Origin of the sequence: Microbulbifer sp. MLAF003 (assembly GCF_030012965.1) — a bacterium.
Lineage (GTDB): Bacteria > Pseudomonadota > Gammaproteobacteria > Pseudomonadales > Cellvibrionaceae > Microbulbifer > Microbulbifer variabilis.
In genome coordinates, this window is sequence record NZ_CP120232.1 from 3,259,684 (window position 1) to 3,278,888 (window position 19,205).

At 46.1% G+C, this 19,205-nt stretch carries 21 protein-coding genes, 1 tRNA gene and 1 pseudogene; 4 read left to right on the forward strand and 19 right to left on the reverse strand.

Annotated elements, in window-relative coordinates:
- Nucleotides 1–806: 806 nt before the first annotated feature.
- The 4 genes from P3339_RS15495 to P3339_RS15510 all read right to left on the reverse strand — a co-directional run bounded on the left by P3339_RS15495 (nt 807) and on the right by P3339_RS15510 (nt 3,338).
- The gene (locus P3339_RS15495) at nt 807–1,394 is read right to left on the reverse strand and encodes a GNAT family N-acetyltransferase (RefSeq protein ID WP_282951088.1); all 588 of its coding nucleotides are present in this window, start codon (nt 1,392–1,394) and stop codon (nt 807–809) included.
- Nucleotides 1,395–1,690: 296 nt separating this feature from the next.
- Nucleotides 1,691–1,996 carry a DUF2845 domain-containing protein gene (locus tag P3339_RS15500; protein ID WP_020414759.1) on the reverse strand — a complete coding sequence of 102 codons (306 nt, stop codon included), beginning with the start codon at nt 1,994–1,996 and terminating at the stop codon, nt 1,691–1,693.
- 110 nt (nt 1,997–2,106) lie between these two features.
- The gene (locus P3339_RS15505) at nt 2,107–2,559 is read right to left on the reverse strand and encodes a hypothetical protein (RefSeq protein WP_282951089.1); all 453 of its coding nucleotides are present in this window, start codon (nt 2,557–2,559) and stop codon (nt 2,107–2,109) included.
- A gap of 479 nt (nt 2,560–3,038) precedes the next feature.
- On the reverse strand, nt 3,039–3,338 hold the full coding sequence (locus P3339_RS15510) for a GNAT family N-acetyltransferase (protein ID WP_282951090.1): 300 nt from the start codon (nt 3,336–3,338) through the stop codon (nt 3,039–3,041).
- Nucleotides 3,339–4,787: 1,449 nt separating this feature from the next.
- Here P3339_RS15510 and P3339_RS15515 point away from each other — a divergent pair.
- Complete coding sequence (locus tag P3339_RS15515) at nt 4,788–5,510, forward strand: 4'-phosphopantetheinyl transferase family protein (protein WP_282951091.1); 723 nt, start codon at nt 4,788–4,790, stop codon at nt 5,508–5,510.
- Nucleotides 5,511–5,596: 86 nt separating this feature from the next.
- Here P3339_RS15515 and P3339_RS15520 read toward each other — a convergent pair whose 3' ends face one another.
- From P3339_RS15520 to P3339_RS15530, 3 genes are all read right to left on the reverse strand, one after another.
- The gene (locus P3339_RS15520) at nt 5,597–6,115 is read right to left on the reverse strand and encodes a MaoC family dehydratase (protein WP_282951092.1); all 519 of its coding nucleotides are present in this window, start codon (nt 6,113–6,115) and stop codon (nt 5,597–5,599) included.
- Nucleotides 6,116–6,149: 34 nt separating this feature from the next.
- Complete coding sequence (locus P3339_RS15525; protein WP_282951093.1) at nt 6,150–6,617, reverse strand: MaoC family dehydratase; 468 nt, start codon at nt 6,615–6,617, stop codon at nt 6,150–6,152.
- 135 nt (nt 6,618–6,752) lie between these two features.
- On the reverse strand, nt 6,753–7,577 hold the full coding sequence (locus tag P3339_RS15530) for an HpcH/HpaI aldolase/citrate lyase family protein (protein WP_282951094.1): 825 nt from the start codon (nt 7,575–7,577) through the stop codon (nt 6,753–6,755).
- 267 nt (nt 7,578–7,844) lie between these two features.
- Here P3339_RS15530 and P3339_RS15535 point away from each other — a divergent pair, with 267 nt between their 5' ends.
- Nucleotides 7,845–9,044, forward strand: coding sequence for a CaiB/BaiF CoA transferase family protein (locus P3339_RS15535; protein ID WP_282951095.1), 1,200 nt, complete (start codon nt 7,845–7,847; stop codon nt 9,042–9,044).
- Here P3339_RS15535 and P3339_RS15540 read toward each other — a convergent pair whose 3' ends face one another.
- The 8 genes and pseudogenes from P3339_RS15540 to ccmA form a co-directional block, all read right to left on the reverse strand.
- Complete coding sequence (locus P3339_RS15540; protein WP_026305260.1) at nt 9,045–9,638, reverse strand: IMPACT family protein; 594 nt, start codon at nt 9,636–9,638, stop codon at nt 9,045–9,047. It lies immediately after the preceding gene.
- A pseudogene (locus P3339_RS15545) lies at nt 9,601–10,184 on the reverse strand (DsbE family thiol:disulfide interchange protein). The gene P3339_RS15540 and the pseudogene P3339_RS15545 overlap by 38 nt, the downstream one beginning before the upstream one ends.
- A gap of 16 nt (nt 10,185–10,200) precedes the next feature.
- On the reverse strand, nt 10,201–12,186 hold the full coding sequence (locus P3339_RS15550; protein WP_020414749.1) for a heme lyase CcmF/NrfE family subunit: 1,986 nt from the start codon (nt 12,184–12,186) through the stop codon (nt 10,201–10,203).
- Nucleotides 12,183–12,632, reverse strand: coding sequence for a cytochrome c maturation protein CcmE (ccmE, locus tag P3339_RS15555; protein ID WP_020414748.1), 450 nt, complete (start codon nt 12,630–12,632; stop codon nt 12,183–12,185). The genes P3339_RS15550 and ccmE overlap by 4 nt, the downstream gene beginning before the upstream one ends.
- Nucleotides 12,633–12,733: 101 nt before the next feature.
- Nucleotides 12,734–12,958 (reverse strand): heme exporter protein CcmD, encoded by a 225-nt coding sequence (ccmD, locus tag P3339_RS15560; protein ID WP_020414747.1) that lies wholly within the window; start codon nt 12,956–12,958, stop codon nt 12,734–12,736.
- Nucleotide 12,959: 1 nt separating this feature from the next.
- Nucleotides 12,960–13,703 carry a heme ABC transporter permease gene (locus P3339_RS15565; RefSeq protein WP_282951096.1) on the reverse strand — a complete coding sequence of 248 codons (744 nt, stop codon included), beginning with the start codon at nt 13,701–13,703 and terminating at the stop codon, nt 12,960–12,962.
- A gap of 13 nt (nt 13,704–13,716) precedes the next feature.
- Nucleotides 13,717–14,430, reverse strand: coding sequence for a heme exporter protein CcmB (gene ccmB, locus P3339_RS15570; protein WP_282951097.1), 714 nt, complete (start codon nt 14,428–14,430; stop codon nt 13,717–13,719).
- Nucleotides 14,417–15,085, reverse strand: coding sequence for a cytochrome c biogenesis heme-transporting ATPase CcmA (gene ccmA, locus P3339_RS15575; RefSeq protein WP_020414744.1), 669 nt, complete (start codon nt 15,083–15,085; stop codon nt 14,417–14,419). Before ccmA ends, ccmB begins: the two co-directional genes overlap by 14 nt.
- A gap of 317 nt (nt 15,086–15,402) precedes the next feature.
- Between ccmA and P3339_RS15580 the strand changes: the two genes are divergently transcribed.
- Nucleotides 15,403–16,110, forward strand: coding sequence for a 2OG-Fe(II) oxygenase (locus P3339_RS15580; RefSeq protein ID WP_020414743.1), 708 nt, complete (start codon nt 15,403–15,405; stop codon nt 16,108–16,110).
- 378 nt (nt 16,111–16,488) lie between these two features.
- Here the strand turns inward: P3339_RS15580 and P3339_RS15585 are convergent, their stop codons facing one another.
- Complete coding sequence (locus P3339_RS15585) at nt 16,489–16,671, reverse strand: PA3496 family putative envelope integrity protein (RefSeq protein WP_020414742.1); 183 nt, start codon at nt 16,669–16,671, stop codon at nt 16,489–16,491.
- Nucleotides 16,672–17,115: 444 nt separating this feature from the next.
- Between P3339_RS15585 and P3339_RS15590 the strand changes: the two genes are divergently transcribed.
- Nucleotides 17,116–17,191, forward strand: a tRNA-Arg gene (locus P3339_RS15590).
- 30 nt (nt 17,192–17,221) lie between these two features.
- Here P3339_RS15590 and P3339_RS15595 read toward each other — a convergent pair.
- The 3 genes from P3339_RS15595 to P3339_RS15605 form a co-directional block, all read right to left on the reverse strand.
- Nucleotides 17,222–17,359 carry a hypothetical protein gene (locus P3339_RS15595; RefSeq protein ID WP_020414740.1) on the reverse strand — a complete coding sequence of 46 codons (138 nt, stop codon included), beginning with the start codon at nt 17,357–17,359 and terminating at the stop codon, nt 17,222–17,224.
- A 160-nt stretch (nt 17,360–17,519) separates the two neighbouring features.
- On the reverse strand, nt 17,520–17,960 hold the full coding sequence (gene hdeA, locus P3339_RS15600) for an acid-activated periplasmic chaperone HdeA (protein WP_020414739.1): 441 nt from the start codon (nt 17,958–17,960) through the stop codon (nt 17,520–17,522).
- Between the two features lie 484 nt (nt 17,961–18,444).
- The gene (locus P3339_RS15605; RefSeq protein WP_282951098.1) at nt 18,445–19,125 is read right to left on the reverse strand and encodes a hypothetical protein; all 681 of its coding nucleotides are present in this window, start codon (nt 19,123–19,125) and stop codon (nt 18,445–18,447) included.
- Nucleotides 19,126–19,205 lie beyond the last annotated feature (80 nt).

Consider the following 19,205-nt stretch of genomic DNA (forward strand, 5'->3'; position numbering starts at 1 on the left):
CTACCGCCTGACACTCCCCACTAGTAACGTAACCTGATGAGAATCAAGTGAAAACTATGTAGCGGCCATATTGTGATGCAATCATTTGTTACATTTTTACTAACTGGTTGCCACTAAGAGTTAGCCCAGGTATCTCGCCTAAGAAACCACCAAAGTGAGCCTAACAATTTCGAGAAAGCCTAACCGATCAACACATTTTAGCCAAGCACGCAAAAATACATCAACTTACAGCCAGGATTAATCTCGCGTGAAAATTAAAAAAAGAAAAATTAAGATTTTCTGTGATGACATCAAGAAGTTATGTTTCATGCAGATAAAGCTAGCCACTAATCAAATGACTTCCAATTGACAGCTCGAACTTGCAAATTTTTCTTGTAATTTGTCATAGCTGTAAATCTAGACTTAATAAGAAGTTATCAGTCTTTCCTACTGAATTTTGATACACTTTTAAATAGAGAAATAAGCGCTCAGCCAAACACCCACGGCAAGCAATGTCACCAACAAGAATAACCCAAGAAAGTCTTAGGTAATCTGTGCGGACTAGTACTAGAGAGATCCTGTTTAGCCCGGTTAGCACTCAAGGCTGCCCCAGATTGCGCCAGCTCTTGACGGGCTTACATTTTGTGAATATCAGTAAGTTAGAAGGCGCCATATTGGAATGAAATCATTTATATGCATCTTATGATTTTTCCGCTATCGCAAGCGCATATCACTAAACATCAGGGTTACTGAAAACTTAACCTGCTGCCTCATTAGGCAGCATACTAAAATAAACCATTGTTTAATCTGTTTACAACATAAACTCCTTACAACGAGCATTTCATCAGTTTACACCCACCAACATGTGGAATAAGTGGATGTGATTCCAATTTAATATTCTTAATGCTTTTGAATCCTTGCTCTTCGTAAAACTTAATGGCTATGATATTGTCAGAAAATACGATAAGACTTAGCTCACTGTAGCCTTCATTTCTTGATTTTTCTTTCGTCTGTTCCAGCAATGATTTTCCAATCCCTCTCTGCTGATATGCCTCATCAACACACATAGCATCTAGAAAATAACTCCCTTCAATCCTGCTTGAATAAAATTCTCGAAACCTATTTAAACGATCCGGGGGAAGGAAATTCACCAACTCTTTTGTTATACAGTGGAACTTTGCAGGATAAGACAAAGCTACCCCGACAATTTCCTGATTAGACTCAGCAACAATACAACTACGGAAAGTATGTGGATAAATATCTTGCTCCAAACCATTGGAAAGCACTTCAATAGCTGGCACATTAGGTATCAAATCATGAAATAGATACTCTACAGCTCCGTCAGATGCAATATAGTCTAGCTCTGCAATACGGCGACAATCATCCTTTTTTCCAAGCCTGTAGTTCACATTCATATCTTATCCTAAACCAATATATTTGACGGTATATTTCAGATATACACTAAGTTTTGGACAACAATCATGTTTCCAGGTAGATAACAAAACTGTTAACTCAGAGTTTTTGATTTCACCAAACAGTCTATTATAAAATGCTAACTCCATATCTATAGACTAAAGGTATGTATATACCAGTCACACCAAACAAGTACTTGCTTACCTGAAAATCATATAAGATAGCGATGAGGCTAACATGTAGTGCCAGCCCCTGACCAACAGCTTGTGAAGCACAGGAAGTTGAAAACACGACACAATCAATTTTGGTCAACAGCATTTATCTTAAAAAGCTTATTCCCTTCAAAAACCAAACTGTAGTAATTAGTTTTTCCATAATTAGTAACTTGAATGATCCACTCCTCAATCTTCATTACCCGAACCCTGTTCCCCGCAGCATCTTCCCGATCAATATACCCAATAACCTCTTCACTTACGGGCTGGCCGCAAGCGCTCAACACCTTATACTTAATGTCTCCTACCGATATCAACTCGTTGCCGCATCTCAATGCAAAGGCGTTGTTAGCAAATATTAACAAAGAAATAAAACAAACAATCTTCTTCATATCAACTCTCTTTTATTGCCGTTCTCATCAGAGGACAATGCTATATATCTAGTCCAGAAATATGCATAAAGCAACCAGTAAAAAGGTGGATAACCAAGTACTATACCTGGTTATACACCGGTACCTGCTGTGCGTAATCGATGGTACATGGTAGTAACAAACCTACCACCAAAAATCATTGCGAGTGAAATTACCAAAACAGTGACATAACCGTAATTGATAGTTCCCTGAGTAAAAAGCTGGCCAACAATAACTCCCACAGACTTTAAAGCCCAGTAGACCCCTATAAGAAAAGTGCCAGCCGCCACCAGTCCCTTCTCAGAAACAGAAGCATCCCCATCGCTAGATCTGATGATTTTAGGCGCTATTTTTGGAGCCAATACCCAAAGAATTATGCCAATAACAGCTGGCACTACTATCGATCCAAGAACGGGAGCAATGGGTATTGGCTCACTGATACCCCAAGATGCAGGTGCAATGATAAACGGTAGGGCATTTCCTAAATTACTTAGAACCAGATATGCCGCCAAAATCTTAATCGTCAATTCTGAAAACTGTTTCATATTTTTTGTCTAATACACCTAAAATAGCAGGCTGAGTTTTGCACCCTTAACCAGCTTTAACCATTTGTCAAGTGGCTTTCTAGGATAGAAGCTCTTACGGAATCCATGCTATACACCCCACAGCATCACTATTACTTAAAATTAGATAATTACTGCCATTACATAAGTGCCAAAACCCTGATTCATAACCTACTAAGCTTCACAACTAATGCTTAGCAACATAGTTGAGTGCTATGAGGGAATCTTAAGAACACTCTTCGTCAAGCTAAGCTCTTTCCTTCAAACCGGAATTAATATCGATCTCGTACGTAATGATTGAGGAAACTCCGTCATGGTTGCTCTTAATGCTAAATCTTCGTACATGCTGAACCTCCGATTCAAAATTTAACATTCTCTCTATTAAACTATGAACCTTAGCTGAACAACCACCTAGCATTGATTTTTGGGGCTACTTGATAGGGCGCCCCTAGAACACATTGTTATAACTTTTTCACTAGGCAGTATGTTGTATGTCCTTTGGGGTAATCTGGCAACTCACCATAAACTTTAAAGCCAAGTTTTTCATAAAAAGGACGAGCCTGGAAGCTTAATGTTTCCGTGCGAATATATTGAAACCCCTTTTCAAGAGCATATTTTTCAGCAGCAGCCACCAATTCACTACCAACACCTAGACCGCGGGTATCCTCCGACAACCAAAGTAACTCGATAATGCAATAGTTCCAGAACCCTGTTGCCCGAATGCCACCTTGAATTTCTCCATTTTCACTTTTAGCAAACACTGCAAATTTAGTATCTTCTTCAAATACAACATCATCCGGAATATACTTCTGATTATATTTTTTATCCCCTCGCTAATAAATTTTAAATCTTCTTTTTGTGGGGTTGATGTTACTTCGATGTTCATTCACACCTCCTTAAGTATCTGGTAAATTCTGAGGGGGTTATAATTCACTGAAAAGTGATAGATTAGTCATCTTGGTAGCCATAACACTAAGGTAGAGTCATAAATAGTTCGTGCAATGAAAATTATTCGGCCTCAGGGCTATGCATCGTGAAGCCAGCTACATCCACTAATTAAATGAATTATTTTGCGGATCATATACATTGCCATACCATCAGGCTGGTTCTCCTAGTAGCTCACAGGTCTTGGTTCCAGTTTCCTCGATAGTCTTAAACCAATGCTACTGGAATAGTTAAAACGGTAGTACGAATAAGGCTCCCACCACAACGTATGCTAAGCTACGGTAACTTTCTATCAAGCTCTGAAAGATTTCGAATCAATTTGAAACAATATCAGAAGCTTTTACTGAAATATTGCCACTATATTCAATTACTTCAAATTTACCCATTTTAATTGATCATTTGGATAACTTCGCCACTGAAACGCCGCTTATCCAATTCATAGATAACTTAACATTTATAAAGTGATCATGACAACTATCCCGAAATATCCATCAGTACACAACCCTATGATTTTATTTTAAGCTAATCAAGTTACTATTCAGAAATAGCAGTCACGGTAATTGAACTTACAGTCCAGGCCTCGTCACTTTTCGTCACGGCACAAATTTATGCACATACACTTCCGGAGCCCGCTGGTTAATTATCGAGCAAATCAGTTTGTTTAGAGCAGAGCATCGTTAAGTTGAGTGATTATTTTAGGGAGAGATTAAAAGGAATACCGACCTGGTGAGATTTGATCATCACGTCGGATTTCTTGACGTCAAATATCTTGTCATCAATTAGCAAAAAAATTGCTGAGCTACTCAAAGTAACTGAGAAACTATCCTAAAAAAATAGATTTGTACTGCTTCTCTACCGATTCTCGAAACACAACTGCTATGGATATTCTCAATTCCCTGGGATAAGTATGCAAATTAACTTTCCACGTTAGTGCCCTAACCTGTAGTAGAAGTAGCTTTTAAGGGGCTTGATTTACTCTGAGATACCTCATAGAACCATACTAACAACTACAATCAATCGCTGGGCCGCACAGAAATTAACCAGCGATAACTTTGGTATTTAGGGAATTATAGCGAAGGGGTAAATAGAGATAGTATTTTTTCAAAGATCCCTATTTTTCTCTTGCAGTTCTCCAGCTATCTGTGACAATGATACCGAAATTACTACCTTCGCAAATCCTATTTTACATCCTTACTTCTATCCTCGGATAACAAGGGGGAAGCGAGATTGAAGCAAAGAATATAGACACCAACCTTCATGTCACCATGATACATACAAGCACTCCACCTCAAAATCAGGGAACTAAAGAATTTATTTCGGAAGTAAGGCCAATTACCAAGCTTCCTTTACAGGGTCAGCTATTCGAGTGTGAATTCAATCCCAAGGAGTATAGCGACCTTTTATTTAAGGCCCTGGATGTTACTTTATCTGAAGATGTTCGTTTAGCTCGAGACAAACGTAAATCTGAGTTTCTTGCAGGGAGATATTGTGCCCAACAAGCTTTAAATCATTATGGTTATCAAAATATTGATATTCCGATTGGGCAGGACCGGTCCCCGCAATGGCCAAAAGGTGTGATTGGATCTATTACACATGCGGGTAATAGAGCTGTTTGTGCAATCAGCAGACAATCTGTTGGGGTTGGTATTGATTATGAATTACCCATGACAGATAAGACCGCCAAAGAAATTGGTAATCTGATAGTGAGTGAAAAGGAAAAGCTATTACTCTCCAATTCCGGCTTACCTTACGCCAATTGGTTAACTTTGACATTTTCTATCAAGGAAAGCCTGTTCAAAACCCTCTACCCAAAAGTAAAACAATATTTTGATTTCCTTGACGCTGAAGTTTTCAGCATTGACCATGTACAGCAAACAATATCTTTGAAACTACTAAGGAATCTAACCCCTGAGGTGAGGTCGGGTCAAGTATATGATGGAAAATACTGCTTCCATCAAGGTGGTATTCTCACACTTATTGAATATTGATACCCTTGATAATATTAGAATTAATGAGCTTTTGGTAAAAGAACCACATTATATAATCGGCTCCCAGAACACTTTGATCCTATTAGTTAGTAGCCGGCATCTGTATAAGGACCAACATTGCGTCTGTAAACTAGCAGTTTCCGTTCGAAACTTAATACGTAAGCGCCATCTTGATTATGCGCACGTGAACTAACATGTAGCAGTCCCTGATCGGGGCGTGATTTGGATTTGCGTTTTCCGAGAATTGCTGATTCAAAATATAAAGTATCACCAACATATACTGGTTCAACCTTACAATCCGTCACACTCAAGTTTGCCACGACTTTACCAAATGTTTTGGTTGTAAGAGCCATCGCACTTAAAACAAAAGTCTCAGATACCTTTATCCGGTCACCATAGACCCTTCGGGCATAGCGTTGATCAGCGTAACCGGGGCTGAGATCAAATACATTGCGTGCATAGCTCAGTGAGCTGGCTTCTGAGAAGGTGTGGCCCGGCCGGTGCTCAAAAACCTGGCCTACTTCAAAATCCTCAAAATCTACCCCATAAGTTTCAATAAATACATTGGGCTCAACCTCACGGAGAAAACTGAATGAATCCTTCACAATGGCTCTCCAACGGAATCTATTGATTTAATCATTAGTAATTATTTGCGGAAAACGGCAGATGATCCCGCTTGAAAATCAACATACTACAACGCATTTCATTCGTCTTTACTTTATCCTGGTTAATGCCGTGAACAGCGACTTCTATCAGGCCTGCGTCTGAGTCTGAGCCTTTAGAAGTTGCACCAACAAATAAGATTTCACTTTCGGCATAGAGAGTATCCCCACCAAATACTGGTGCGAGCATGTCAATACTTTTCCACTCCAGTATGCTTTTTCGCCGATTGAACGTTTTCCAGGTCATTCCCATCAGGCGCGATACAATCAAGGTGGTCACAATTAGTGGCTGCTTGAACTCTGTCTGTGCTGCATAATTTGAATCAAAATGTATCATTGCCTGGTTAAATGTAGTAATACATTCTTCGACATTATCCTGCTGGCTTATAGTGACTCCGGGGCGGTGTTTAAAAACCTGACCCACCTGAAAATCTTCAAAATCCAAACCGTATCTCTCCCTATATCGGTTATCGCCTACCCTTATATATCCGGGATAACAAAGATGTTCCATATAAATAAAGTCCTGAAAAGCAAATTACCTGGCCGTAACTGAATGGCTATTTCCTATTAGCCAGGTTGATCAGCCGCTGCGCCCGCTCAACCACAGGTATATCCACCATCCGGCCATCGACCACCAAGACCCCTCCCTGTTTGCCCTGTAAGCATCTACAATTTTTTGCGCTTGACGTAGACTTTCTTCCGACGGTGAGACTCCCCGATGTATTCCCCGCAATTGACCCGGATGTAGTGCAATTTTTCCAGTAAAACCCAATGCCGTTATTTTTTGTGTGTCCTCAAGCAGGCCGCGGTCATCGCCTAGATCCAACCAGGGCCCATCAATTGCCGCTATATTGGCATGTCCAGCTGCCTGCGCGATACGCCCTCTAGCATACAGCAGGGAATCCCAGCTCATATCTCCCCTTACTTCGGATGAGTAATCTGCTGAACCAAAACCGATAGCCACTACATTTGGCGCCATTGCAATTTTGATGGCATTTTCCAATCCTTTTGTCGTTTCAACCAAGGGTATTAATCTGACAGGGTGTTCAAGAGAGGTCATGACTTCGTTAAACCAAGCGATCTCCTCGGAGGATTCCACCTTCGGTATCATAACGATGTCTGGCAACGGCTCCATCTTCAATATCAACAACATGTCTCTCAATCCCTGCTCACTTGCCAGGTGATTAATTCGCAATGCCCGTTGAATAGAATTTGAGGTTTCGGCTTTAAAGAAATCGACGACTTTCTCTCTGGCAGCTTCTTTCTCACCTGGTGCAACAGCGTCTTCCAGATCAACACATGCCACATCGGCTTCGCTCATTAACGCTTTTATATATCTGTCGGGACGTGTAGCGGGAACAAACAAAATACTGCGAAAAAAACAAACTGTCTCACGGTCCATCATTTGCACTTTCGCCTTACCAGGTTTCTTCGCCCAAATCTTTAAAATTTAACTCTTAATGACATCTTCATACTTAGATCTATCCCAGCATATTAGCAGCCCTAAAAATCATGAGCTCATTAAGCGCTGTCAATTAAAATGGCTTATCGGGCTGAAACTCTTTTTTGCGCCAGCCTCCCATTCCTTAATCAACACTGCTGGGAAGCACTCCCAGATTTATCTGTCCTAAAATCGTAATTGGACGATAAACAAAGATTGGTGAACTTCTCAATGCTCCCTCTTTCCGGCTTGCGGGTAATCGCCGTAGAACAATATGGCGCAGGCCCCTTTGGCACATTATTTCTCGCCAATTTAGGCGCTGAAATCATAAAAATTGAGGATATTTCCCATGGTGGGGATGTGGCCCGCACCGTTGGACCCTATTTTATAAAAGGTGAAAAATCAGATAACAGCAGCTTGTTTTTCCAGGGACTCAACCACAATAAACGGAGCTTGTCCCTTAACCTCACATCGAGAGAAGGGCAGGAAATACTCCATAGGCTCGTTGCAACTGCTGATGGGGTAACCGGTAATCTACGTGGTGACGTACCTGAAAAATTGGGAATCACTTTTGATGCCCTTAAAAAGGTCAACCCTAAAATTGTCTGCGCCCACCTAACCGCTTTTGGCAGGAGTGGAGAAAGAGCATCTTGGCCAGGCTACGATTATCCCATGCAAGCGGAGGCCGGTTACTTCAAGTTGACAGGAGAACCCGACGGACCACCCACACGTTGCGGCCTCTCACTAGTGGACCTATCTACCGGGGTAGCTATGGCACTTGGATTGGTATCAGGTATTTTCAGTGCCAGGGAAACGGATAAGGGAAGAGATATCGATATCAGCTTATTTGATAACGCACTATATAATTTAAACTATGTAGCTATGTGGCAGTTGAATGCCGGGCACAACCAGCATCGACAGCCCCGCTCGGCTCATTTTTCCCTTACCCCTTGCCAACTGTATAGGACCAAAGACGACTGGATTTACCTAATGTGTAATAAGGAAAAATTCTGGACAGAACTATGTAAGGCTATAGAGCACCCTGAGTTAACCACTGACTCCAGATTTTTGGATTTCAAAACACGCCTAAAAAATCGAGATCAACTCACAGAAATACTGGATATGATTCTCAGTAAGAAGACGACTAACCAGTGGCTTAAACTATTTTCGAGTCGCGTTCCTGCAGCTCCTATTTATGACGTGGAGCAAGCATTGACCAACCCATTTGTCACAGAGAATGGCAAAATACAATCAATGTATGATGACAATGGAAAGCAAATTAAAATTCTCGCACCGCCGATTCGCTGTGACAAAGAAATGCCAGAGTTCAAGCAAGCCCCAACAATGGGGCAGGACAACTTCGACATTCTCTCCCAATTGGGATATTCAGAAACAGAAATTAAGCAGTTGAAGAACAATGGGATTATTTAGTTAATCCTGTACTTCAAAATTTTCAGCCAGAAGCTGTAATCGTAAAGACGGCCATTCACTACTTGGCAGGGAGATGGGAATAACAACCTTGCTCGCATATTCTGCCGGCCCACAGCTTCCCTGATGACGCCCTACCAGGAAACGCAAGCGGGATTCCTGGGCAAAATTACAGCCAACGACAATACTTTCCAGAGGTACAAAAGTGTCGAGCCTGACCTCTTGCAGGGCGCTGCCAACTGAGCCTCTATAGGCCCGCATCAGACCCCCAACCCCCAGCTTGGTACCACCAAAATAACGGGTAACTATAGCTCCGACATTACCGATACCCTGTTTGAGCAGCAATTCCAGCATAGGACGACCGGCGCTGCCGCCAGGCTCACCATCATCATCCGCTTGCATCACTTCAGGATTGGAAGGGTTGCCAATCACCAATGCTGTACAGTGGTGACTGGCATCCGGATATGTTGCACGAACCAGGTCAAGTTGCTGCTGAAATTCCACCTTATCTTCGACCGGGCCCAACCAACAGATAAAGCGGCTTTTCTTTTCTTCGGTCTCACTGACAACGGGAGACGAGGGAATCTGATAGGTCACCGGCAAACTCGTCCCAATGCTGGGTTTTCAGCTTTTCGTAAAGGGGCTGTAGCTTGGTTTGCCACACCTTGTTATCCACTACGCCTACATGCTTACAGCGAATGGTACCCTCGGCATCCACCAGGAAAGTTTCCGGGGCTCCAAAAACCCCCAAGTCGAGGGCCAGGCGCCCTTCCCTGTCTGCAAGGCTGTAAATGTAAGGGTTGTGGAATTTCTCCAGCCACTTGATTGCAGCTTCGTCCTCATCCTTCATGTTGACCCCAACAATAGGGACACCCTGCTCCGCCAAGGCATTCAGGTAGGGGTGTTCCACCCGGCAAGCAACACACCAGGTCGCCCACACATTGAGCAAGTGCGGCCCTTTTGGCAAGTCACTCTTCTGCAACAGTTGATTACTATCGGCAACATTCTCCAGGGAGAATTCCGGCACCGGCTTGTTAAGCAATGCGGAGGGCATTTCTTGCGGATTCAGGGATAGGCCGCGCCAAAAAGTGCGGCCAATCCAATAAAAATAATCAGAGGCAAGAAAAGTTTTAATCTGGACATACTATCTTCCCCAAATCTACGCAGTAGCTACATTGCCAGCAATCGGCACCTGACGTGCCACTTTGGCTTTACGATAACGTTTATCCGCAACCGCAATACCACCGCCAATCGCCATTAATAAAGCACCGAGCCAGATCCATACTACAAATGCCTTATATTGCAGCCTTACCGCCCAATCGCCGCTGGGATTGCTGCGGTCCAAGGGTTCGCCCAGGGCTACGTATATATCGCGGAACAGACCAGTGTCGATCGCCGCCTCGGTCATGGTATTTCCGCCAGAGAAATAATTCCGCTTCTGCGGAAGCAGCTCTGCTACAGGCTCACCATTTTTACTAACGTGCAACACCCCTTCAAAGGCACGGTAGTTTGGACCCTGAGCGAGGCGCACCCCATCAAATTTGAAATCGTAGCCAGCCACTTGATGGCTGTCCCCAGCCCCCATGCGCAGGTCATCTTCCACGCTGTATACCGTAGTTAATACAACCCCGAGTACTGCAACAGCCAGGCCAATATGCGCGAGATGCATACCATAATAGCTGGCACGCTGGCGCTTTAATCCAGCAAAGAAAGACTTGGCGTTGCGGGTCTTGGTTACGATATCGGCAAGGCTCGCACAGAATACCCAGGCACCGATAAAGATACCCAGCACTGCCCCCCAATGGTAATGGTCGAAAGCCAACGGCCAAACCAGAGCGATAACCAATGCTGCCAAAAACGGCAAACGCCAAATATTCAATAACTTGTCCCAACGGCTGTCTTTCCAGTTGGCGTGCACTCCCATACCCAGCAGCAGGCACAACACAACCATTATCGGCACAAAGAACAGATTGAAGAACGGCGGTCCCACACTGATCTTGCCGAGGTTCAAGGCATCTGCAACCAATGGATACAAAGTACCAGTCAGCACCACCGCCATAATGAGGATCAGCAAAATATTATTGCCGAGCAGGAAAGTCTCCAGGGAGCGGAAGGAGAATACACTGCGAGCACTGACTGAAGGCGCGCGCAAAGCAAACAGCAACAGGGAAAACCCGACAACCAGCGCCAGGAAGCCAAGGATAAAACTGCCCCGCAGGGGATCGGTAGCAAAAGCATGTACTGAGGTAATCACTCCGGAACGTACCAGGAAGGTACCTAGTAAGCTCAGGCTGAAGGCGAATATCGCCAACAAAATAGTCCAGCTCTTAAACAGACCACGTTTCTCTGTTACCGCCAGTGAGTGCATCAGTGCAGTGCCAACAAGCCATGGCATCAAGGAAGCATTTTCCACCGGGTCCCAGAACCACCAGCCACCCCAGCCGAGTTCATAATAAGCCCACCAACTACCCAGGGCGATACCCAGGGTGAGGAAAGCCCAGGCCACGACCGTCCAGGGCCTGGCCCAGCGCGCCCACACTGCATCCAGTTGGCCACCGAGCAGGGCTGCAATAGCGAATGCAAAAGCCACAGAGAACCCCACATACCCCATATACAGTAGAGGCGGATGGAAAATCATTCCCGGGTCTTGCAACAGTGGATTCAGATCTGAACCTTCCATCGGCGGGAAAGGCAGGGTTCTATCGAATGGATTCGAAGTTAAAAGGATAAAGAGGAAGAAACCGATCAGCACCATGCCCATTACAGACAGCACCCGTGCCGACAGCTCCGGTGGCAACTGCCGGCCGAACATGGCAACCGCAGCTGCCCAACCAGCCTGAATCAAAAGCCACAGAAGTATGGACCCCTCATGCCCTCCCCAAACTGCCGTCACTTTGTAGTAAACAGGCAGAATGCTATTGGAGTTCTTTGCGACGTAATTAACTGTGAAATCACTCTGTACAAAGGCAATCGTCAAGCAAGCAAAAGAGATCAATACAAAGACGAATACGCCCATGGCGAGGGGTTTACCGGCCTCCATCCATAAGGGCCGAGCGGTATAGCTGCCGGCAATAGGCAGGACAGATAAGGCAATAGCAAGCAGCAATCCCGCTACCAGTGCAAAATGGCCCAACTCAGGGATCATATTTTTGCTCCATCAGCACAGCTTTCGTGAGAAACCATAGACTCAGCCACCTCTGGTGGCGTATAGGTTTCATCGTGCTTGGCCAGGACCTGGTCTGCACGCATGGTGCCGTCCTGCATCAGGCGCCCGGAAATTACTGCAGCTTCACCCTCAGCAAACAAATCCGGCAGTATCTTGTCGAATACCACGGCCAGTTCGGCTTCACCGTCAGTGATAACAAACCGCACATCCAGGCTATCTTCAGCGCGTTGCACACTGCCTGGCACTACGCAACCGCCTGCGCGAATACGCTTTTCAAAAGGGACCTCTCCAGCCGCAAAAGCACTGGGCGCGTAGAAATAATCCATATTTTCACGCATCGCATAGGTCACAAAACCCACGGCGACACTAGACAAGGTGACCAGGACAAGTACCAGGATCAGACGTTGCTTGCGTACAGGATGCATTGTCTTAGTTAAACTCCATATATTTAAGTTTTGATCTTGTTAGCTGGGCAGCGGTCACAACCGGGCAAACATCTAAATCTAAACCTGTGAGCCGGCACAGCCTATGCGGGCTCCTTTACAGCTTGCCTCGCTGCTTTCACCTTTTGGCGCCGCTGGCTAATCCGTTGCTGATGTTGCAGTTCCCGCTGCAGACGGCGGCGGGCAAGTCGGGGATAAAGAGCCATGGCAGCCAGTGCTGCAAAAGTAACGGCGTAAGAGATCCACACGAAGATACCGTGACCGTCCATCGCCAGGAAATCTGCAAAACTGGAAAATTGGAACTCCACGTTATTTTCCTCCCGCTAATTCCTGTTGTGCCCACTGGGTGCGAACCTCCCGGCGCAATAACAGAGCGCGAGTATGGGTCAGCAGGGTCCAGGCGTACATACAGTAAAAGCCGATGATCATGGTCAGCAATGGGTAGAACATACTCGGATCGATGCTGCTGGATTCTGTAAGGCGGATGGTGGCAGGCTGATGCAGAGTAAACCACCAGTCTACCGATTTGTAGATAATCGGAATATTCACCGTGCCTACCAGGGCAAGGAGTGCGCTGGCTTTATCGGCCACTTGCTCACGGCCGACAGCTTGCGACAAGGCCATCACACCGATATACAGGAATAACAGAATCAACATGGAGGTTATACGAGCATCCCATACCCAGTAAGTGCCCCAGGTAGGCTTGCCCCAAACAGCACCGGTGAAAAGGGAAATAAAAGTTAGCACCGCACCGATAGGCGCTGCGGCCCGCATCACCGCAAAGGAAAGCTTCATCTTCCAGATAAGGCCGATAGCCCCACTGATCGCCATAATGTAGTAGCCGGCCAGGGCCAGGAAAGCAGCTGGCACATGAATAAAAATAATGCGATAGCTATTGCCCTGCTTGGCATCTTCCGGCGCAAAACCAAGTCCCCAAACAGTACCCACTGACAACAATACTACACTTGCCAGTGCCAGCCAGGGAAGCCACACATTGGTCTTCTGATAAAACCAACGCGGCGAACCTAAACGGTGAAACCATTGCCAAGCCAAGAAGACCTCCGAATCAATTATCCAGGCTGATACGTATCGCCCCGGCAGCAGCGAGCGGAGCAAGGGCTGCAGCGGCGGCCAGCAGAGCGGCCAAAATCGCCAGCTGTGCGCTGTAGGCATAGCCATCAATAGCCGCCTGCACCGCGCCGGTGCCGAAGATTAGCACGGGCACATACAAGGGCATAACAATTAGCGCCAGCAGCAGACCGGGGCGACGCAGAGCTACTGTGAGCGCCGCGCCTATTGCGCCTATCAAACTGAGGCTTGCCGTCCCTAGGAACAGCGAAATAAATAAGCAGAGATATCCCTCGACGGGGAGATTCAGCATCAATGCCAACAACGGCGATAAAAGCGCTAGTGGCAACCCGGTAGCAACCCAGTGCACCAATGACTTTGCCAATACGGCAAAATATAGAGGTTGCGGCAACAGGGTTAACTGCTCCAGGGTTCCGTCCTCAAAGTCTCCGCGGAACAGGCTCTCCTGGGAGAGCATGGTGGCGAGTAGAGCCATCACCCAGATCATTCCGGGGGCCATTTTTGCCAATAGATCGGGCCCCGGTCCTACTCCAAGGGGTAGAAGCGCGAGCACTGTGACAAAAAACAGCAAGGGGTTAGCAATATCTGCCCGCTTACGCAGGGCCAGTAGCATTTCAATCCGGAAGAGTGCAACAAAACCGGGGCTTGTACGGGCTTCACTCACCGGGGGTTGGACATCAACTGAAGACATGCTCTCCCCCGATATCTGTAAAAGACTCATCGACTACAAAGTCAGACAGATCGATAAAATCGAGCCCAGGTAAGGCCAGTGGTTGATGAGAGGTCAGGAGTATGGAACCACCCTTATCCATATGCGCAGACATCTGCTTTTCCAGCGCAGCCACCCCGGCAACATCCAGGGCAGTCAAGGGCTCATCAAGGACCCACAAACGTGGCGCCTGCGGCAAGAACATCCGGGCCAGGGCTACTCGGCGGTTTTGCCCGGCAGACAGGCTATGGCACAAACTGTGCTCAAAACCGAACAAATCCACCCTATCAAGAGCCTGCAGAGCAGACTCATTATCTGCCCCATACCAGGTGAGGTTTTCCAAGGGAGTTAATCCAGCCCGTACCCCACCCCGATGGCCGATATATAGTAGGGACTCACGCATTCCCCGCAAAGCCTCAGGGAAAGGATTGCCGCGCCAGAGGATCTCTCCGCTAAAATCACTGGAACTGCCAATTAAGGTGCGCAACAGTGTGGTTTTACCCGCCCCATTGGCACCTTTAACCTGGATCGCAGCCCCGCTTGGGAGTGAGAAATCAAGGCCCTCAAACAAGCGACGACCATCCCTTTCACAGGCGAGGTCGCGTACTTGCAATACAACTGGGGACTTGGAAGTCACAGACATTGCTTGGATAAAACCGCTCTGACGAAAATCTGAACGGCATTATACCGGCACTTGCGCCAAATGCATGGTATTCAACGCAACCTATCTCACATGCCCTTGATTTCAAGCAAGGCAAAGCCAGAAATCGGGGCAGTATTTGTACGCTGGTATTGGCCCGAGAGCCTGGCTCTGATACTTTTCGCACTGTCGTGAGGCGGCGCCAAGTGCCGTATGCCCAGGTGAACCAGGGCTGAAACTCTGTGGTCGACATCAACAAAAACTTCGATGTGACCCGGTGGCTACACCGGACCAGTTTGTAAGGATGCACAATAATGACTAGCCCTGCTGCTGAAGCCAGCCGCTGGCTCAATGCCAGTGACTTGACCGGCGAAGATATCCTGATTAACCGCCAGCCCTTCCCATTCTTTGTAGCCCAGAAAGTTTTGAACGAAAACATGATGTCTTCATTTATTGAAGACTTTCCGCGCCTTAAAGGCGCTGGCTACCTCCCCCATGAAAAGGAGGAATGCGGGACTTCCATTAATACCTTGATCACCCAGTTTACCGATCCGGAATTTGCCAATGCCATCGGTGACAACCTGGGCATTGAACAGCTCTCCCAATACCCAACTTATGTCTCCATCAGCCGCACCTTGAAAAAGCGACACGGCAGGATTCATACCGACGGTAAATCCAAAATCGCTACCGCCCTGCTCTACCTCAACCCTGAGTGGACAGTGGATGGCAACGGCTGCCTACGTTTCCTTAAGCGCATAGATGACTTCGAAGATACTGTTGCGCCTGAAGTCTCTCCTGTCTACGGCACCCTTGCTGCCTTTAAGCGCGCGGATAATTCGTTCCACGGCCATTTGCCTTTTGAGGGGCAGCGAATGGTTATCCAGGTAGCCTGGCTGGTAAGTGCTGCTGACAAAGAGCGTAAAGCCAAGCGCGGCAAGTTATCCCATAAGCTAAAGCAACTGTTGGGCTGGTTTGGCGGCAAGCAAAGTAAAGGGGATGAAGGAACAGCTACACAAATGTAGTTAAATGCCAAAGGTGCGGCTCCTGGGCCGCCTTTGCTTGCAATTCCTTATAGAGCGCTCATTCCTGCTTAAAAGCGCATAGAGAACCACTACTTAGTTACAAAGTCATTAGCGGCAAAACTCTACGTAGTAATAGAGAAATTCTGAGCGCTGGACGTCAGCATTTAATTGCATCAGCGATAATTGGGGCATTATTGATAGATTTTCCCATCAACTAGTTATCAGCTAATTTCAATGGAAATTAATCCGTGGGAAATTTATTAGCAATGAATAAAGCAGTAAATAAATGGATGTAATTAGTTCTCAAATTGTACGGGGCTCTAGTGGCAACCCCGTACAACCCTAAAATAATTGGTAACTTAAATCCCTTTTGAGTATTTAGTTTTCAAAATCATAATCCATTAACTCCCGCCTCAAGCGTATCTCCTCCAGTTTATCCTCCACCATCCTGCGCGCGTCACGCGGCGGCTGGGAAGTAGCCTGCTTTAGTACTTCATTAGCAATTTGTGGAATATCCACACTGTCAAAATCCATGTACTTTTCGTTAACGTTACCGCTCATACGAAACTCCATAATCTTGATTCGCGAAAGCAGAAATATCCTTATTGCACCTTGGGTGCCACTGCAGATTAGCGATGCTAAACAATCATGGTCAAGCAAAAATTTACACCTAAACAATGACAAATTGACTTCAATCAGATTCCGCTTTTCAGCACGCAAAAATGTCCGCCAAATTGCGTTTTTCAAACACAAAACCAACGATGGCACAGCAAATAATTATGAAAAAATTTCGAAAACCGCACAGATAGGAAACAGCGGGTAATGCGGTAACTAGAGCTTCTGCCTGTTACCTAGAGTGACAGGTCTACTCGCGAGTATCGGCAAATAATGAAACTAAGCAGATAGACGTTGAGGGTGCAGGATGACATGACATTTGCCGGCATACCGGATAGAATGGCCGCCCTTCGCACCCATAGCCAGATACAAAGTTCGGTTAAAGTGCCTGCCCCCGTCGGTTAACAGGATAAACCACGGACCTCCTAAGTCCGGACTGGTGGTTCGAGTCCACCCGGGGGCGCCATCTCTATCCCCCTTATGCTATAGAAAAGCACTACAGAGGGAACGCCTTGGCTGAGTGCATAAACAGCGCCATGAAGAGGCCCGCCAGTAGCACCGCACCCCAAAACAGCCTGGCAGAACGATTAATGTTCCGTCCACGCTTCACACCATCCCTAACAGACTTCCCCATAGCACAACTCCATTTGACTACTTGATTACCCGGCGATGATCGCAGCTCCAACTCTAGCCGGTTTGAAAACTTACCAATAGCCTATACCCCGCCAAAGGTAAGCTTCAAGACCAGAATAGACGAAACCCGGCCGAAGCCGGGTATCATCCAACGCAGTGGGCTACTGCTTCTGTTTTTGCTTCTGCATATTGTTGCTGCCGTTGGTACCACTGTTATTGCCATCGGTACCCATGTTATTGCCGCCACCCTGCATGTTCATCATTTGCTTCGCCTTGTCCTTACCGTGGTGGCGCCCCATCTTGTGCCACTCATCCTTAAACTTGGCCCAGAAGGACTCTTTTGGCGCGTTGGCACAGGCGGTGATAATCATTGGTGTCACCTTTTCGGTGCCCTCGATATCCAACATATCACCCTCTTCCTTACCGCGCTTTGAATAAGCCGCAGCCCAATAGACTGCTTTAGGCTTAAACTCATCATCAATGGCCAGGAAATCTGCACAAGTCCAGTCCTTCGCCGGCTTCTTGGGATGAGAATCCGCAAGGGCAGCAGAAGCAGCAAGACTGGCAATTACCAAAGGAAGGATGTACTGCTTGCTTTTCACAATAAGATCTCCAAAGTTTCCAGGGCTATCACCCTGTAAATCAATTGCAGGTAATGTGCTATCCGCTCGCTTCCCAGGAGCTGGCAGGTTGAGACTAGCTATTCATGCCTAAATACACTGAAAGCAATGGGCAACTGGTAAAGCCCGTCTCTACACCACACCTTTTACAGCGGAAACTCTAGCCAGGACACCTCTTTAAAGACTGTCTGGCCCATTGAAAGAATAGACGCATTTTTCATTTTTTGGCGCGAGATCCAAAAAAATGCTAAGCAGCCGTTGATATCACTTCTTGTGAAGCCAGAAGCTCCAGTTTTAACCCTCCAGCAGAAAGTAAAGTAAGCAAGACCAGTGGAACAGACAAAGTCACCCCACTGATAATGCCAAGAGGGGGCCAATGAAGGCAAACATTAGGAAGTGGAGGCGATAATAACCACAACAAAATACTTGCCTTCTCTACACTGAAGAATAATTAGTCAGCACGAAACTATTCCGTAGCACCATTAACAGCGTTAGCAGCTTCCCAAGTCTGCCTATTACTGCTCTTCCCTAATAAAGAAATACCCATCCAGATAAACCAGCCTATTTGAGTGACACCAAAAATTTCCGTGAGAATATCAGCAGGGTAAACGGTCGCAATTCCAGCGACTCCTACTATCACTCCAAGGTAATTTAATGGGCGGGAGAAAACCCTTGCTTGCAACGCAACCACGCTAATCAGCAAGACCCAAAGCCCACCAACCAACTCATTCCCTCCACCAAGGCTCTCAACCAACAGGTATATAACACCCCAAGCTTCAAAAGCTTTTTCTACATTGACTTCGGAGAGCCCCAAGGCATAAGCAAGCCCAATATTCGCAATCATACCGCTAGCAATCAAAAGACCAACCCAGATTGCCCCAAATAAGGAAGCTAGAGCTGTGATCCTCCTGCCTCTATTCCTGAGCTTTTCATAAAGGCAAACCACCAAACACCCCAAAAAGACAGCAAACACCAGGTACATTAATATATAAACACTACTAAATAGCAGTTGATTTTCTGCTAGAAATGCCATCTTTTCTGTAGGACTTCCACCCGATGGAAAGGCCCAAAAAAATCCAAAAAATAAAAAAGCGGCAATATAGATTAGCCCCATACATATTGATGAAACTCCGGCAACCCTGTCCATACTGTTATCCTTTATTCTTCCACTAAACCAGGAAATTACTTCCCTACCTAAAAGGCTCTCACCCCATAAGAAGCACTTTA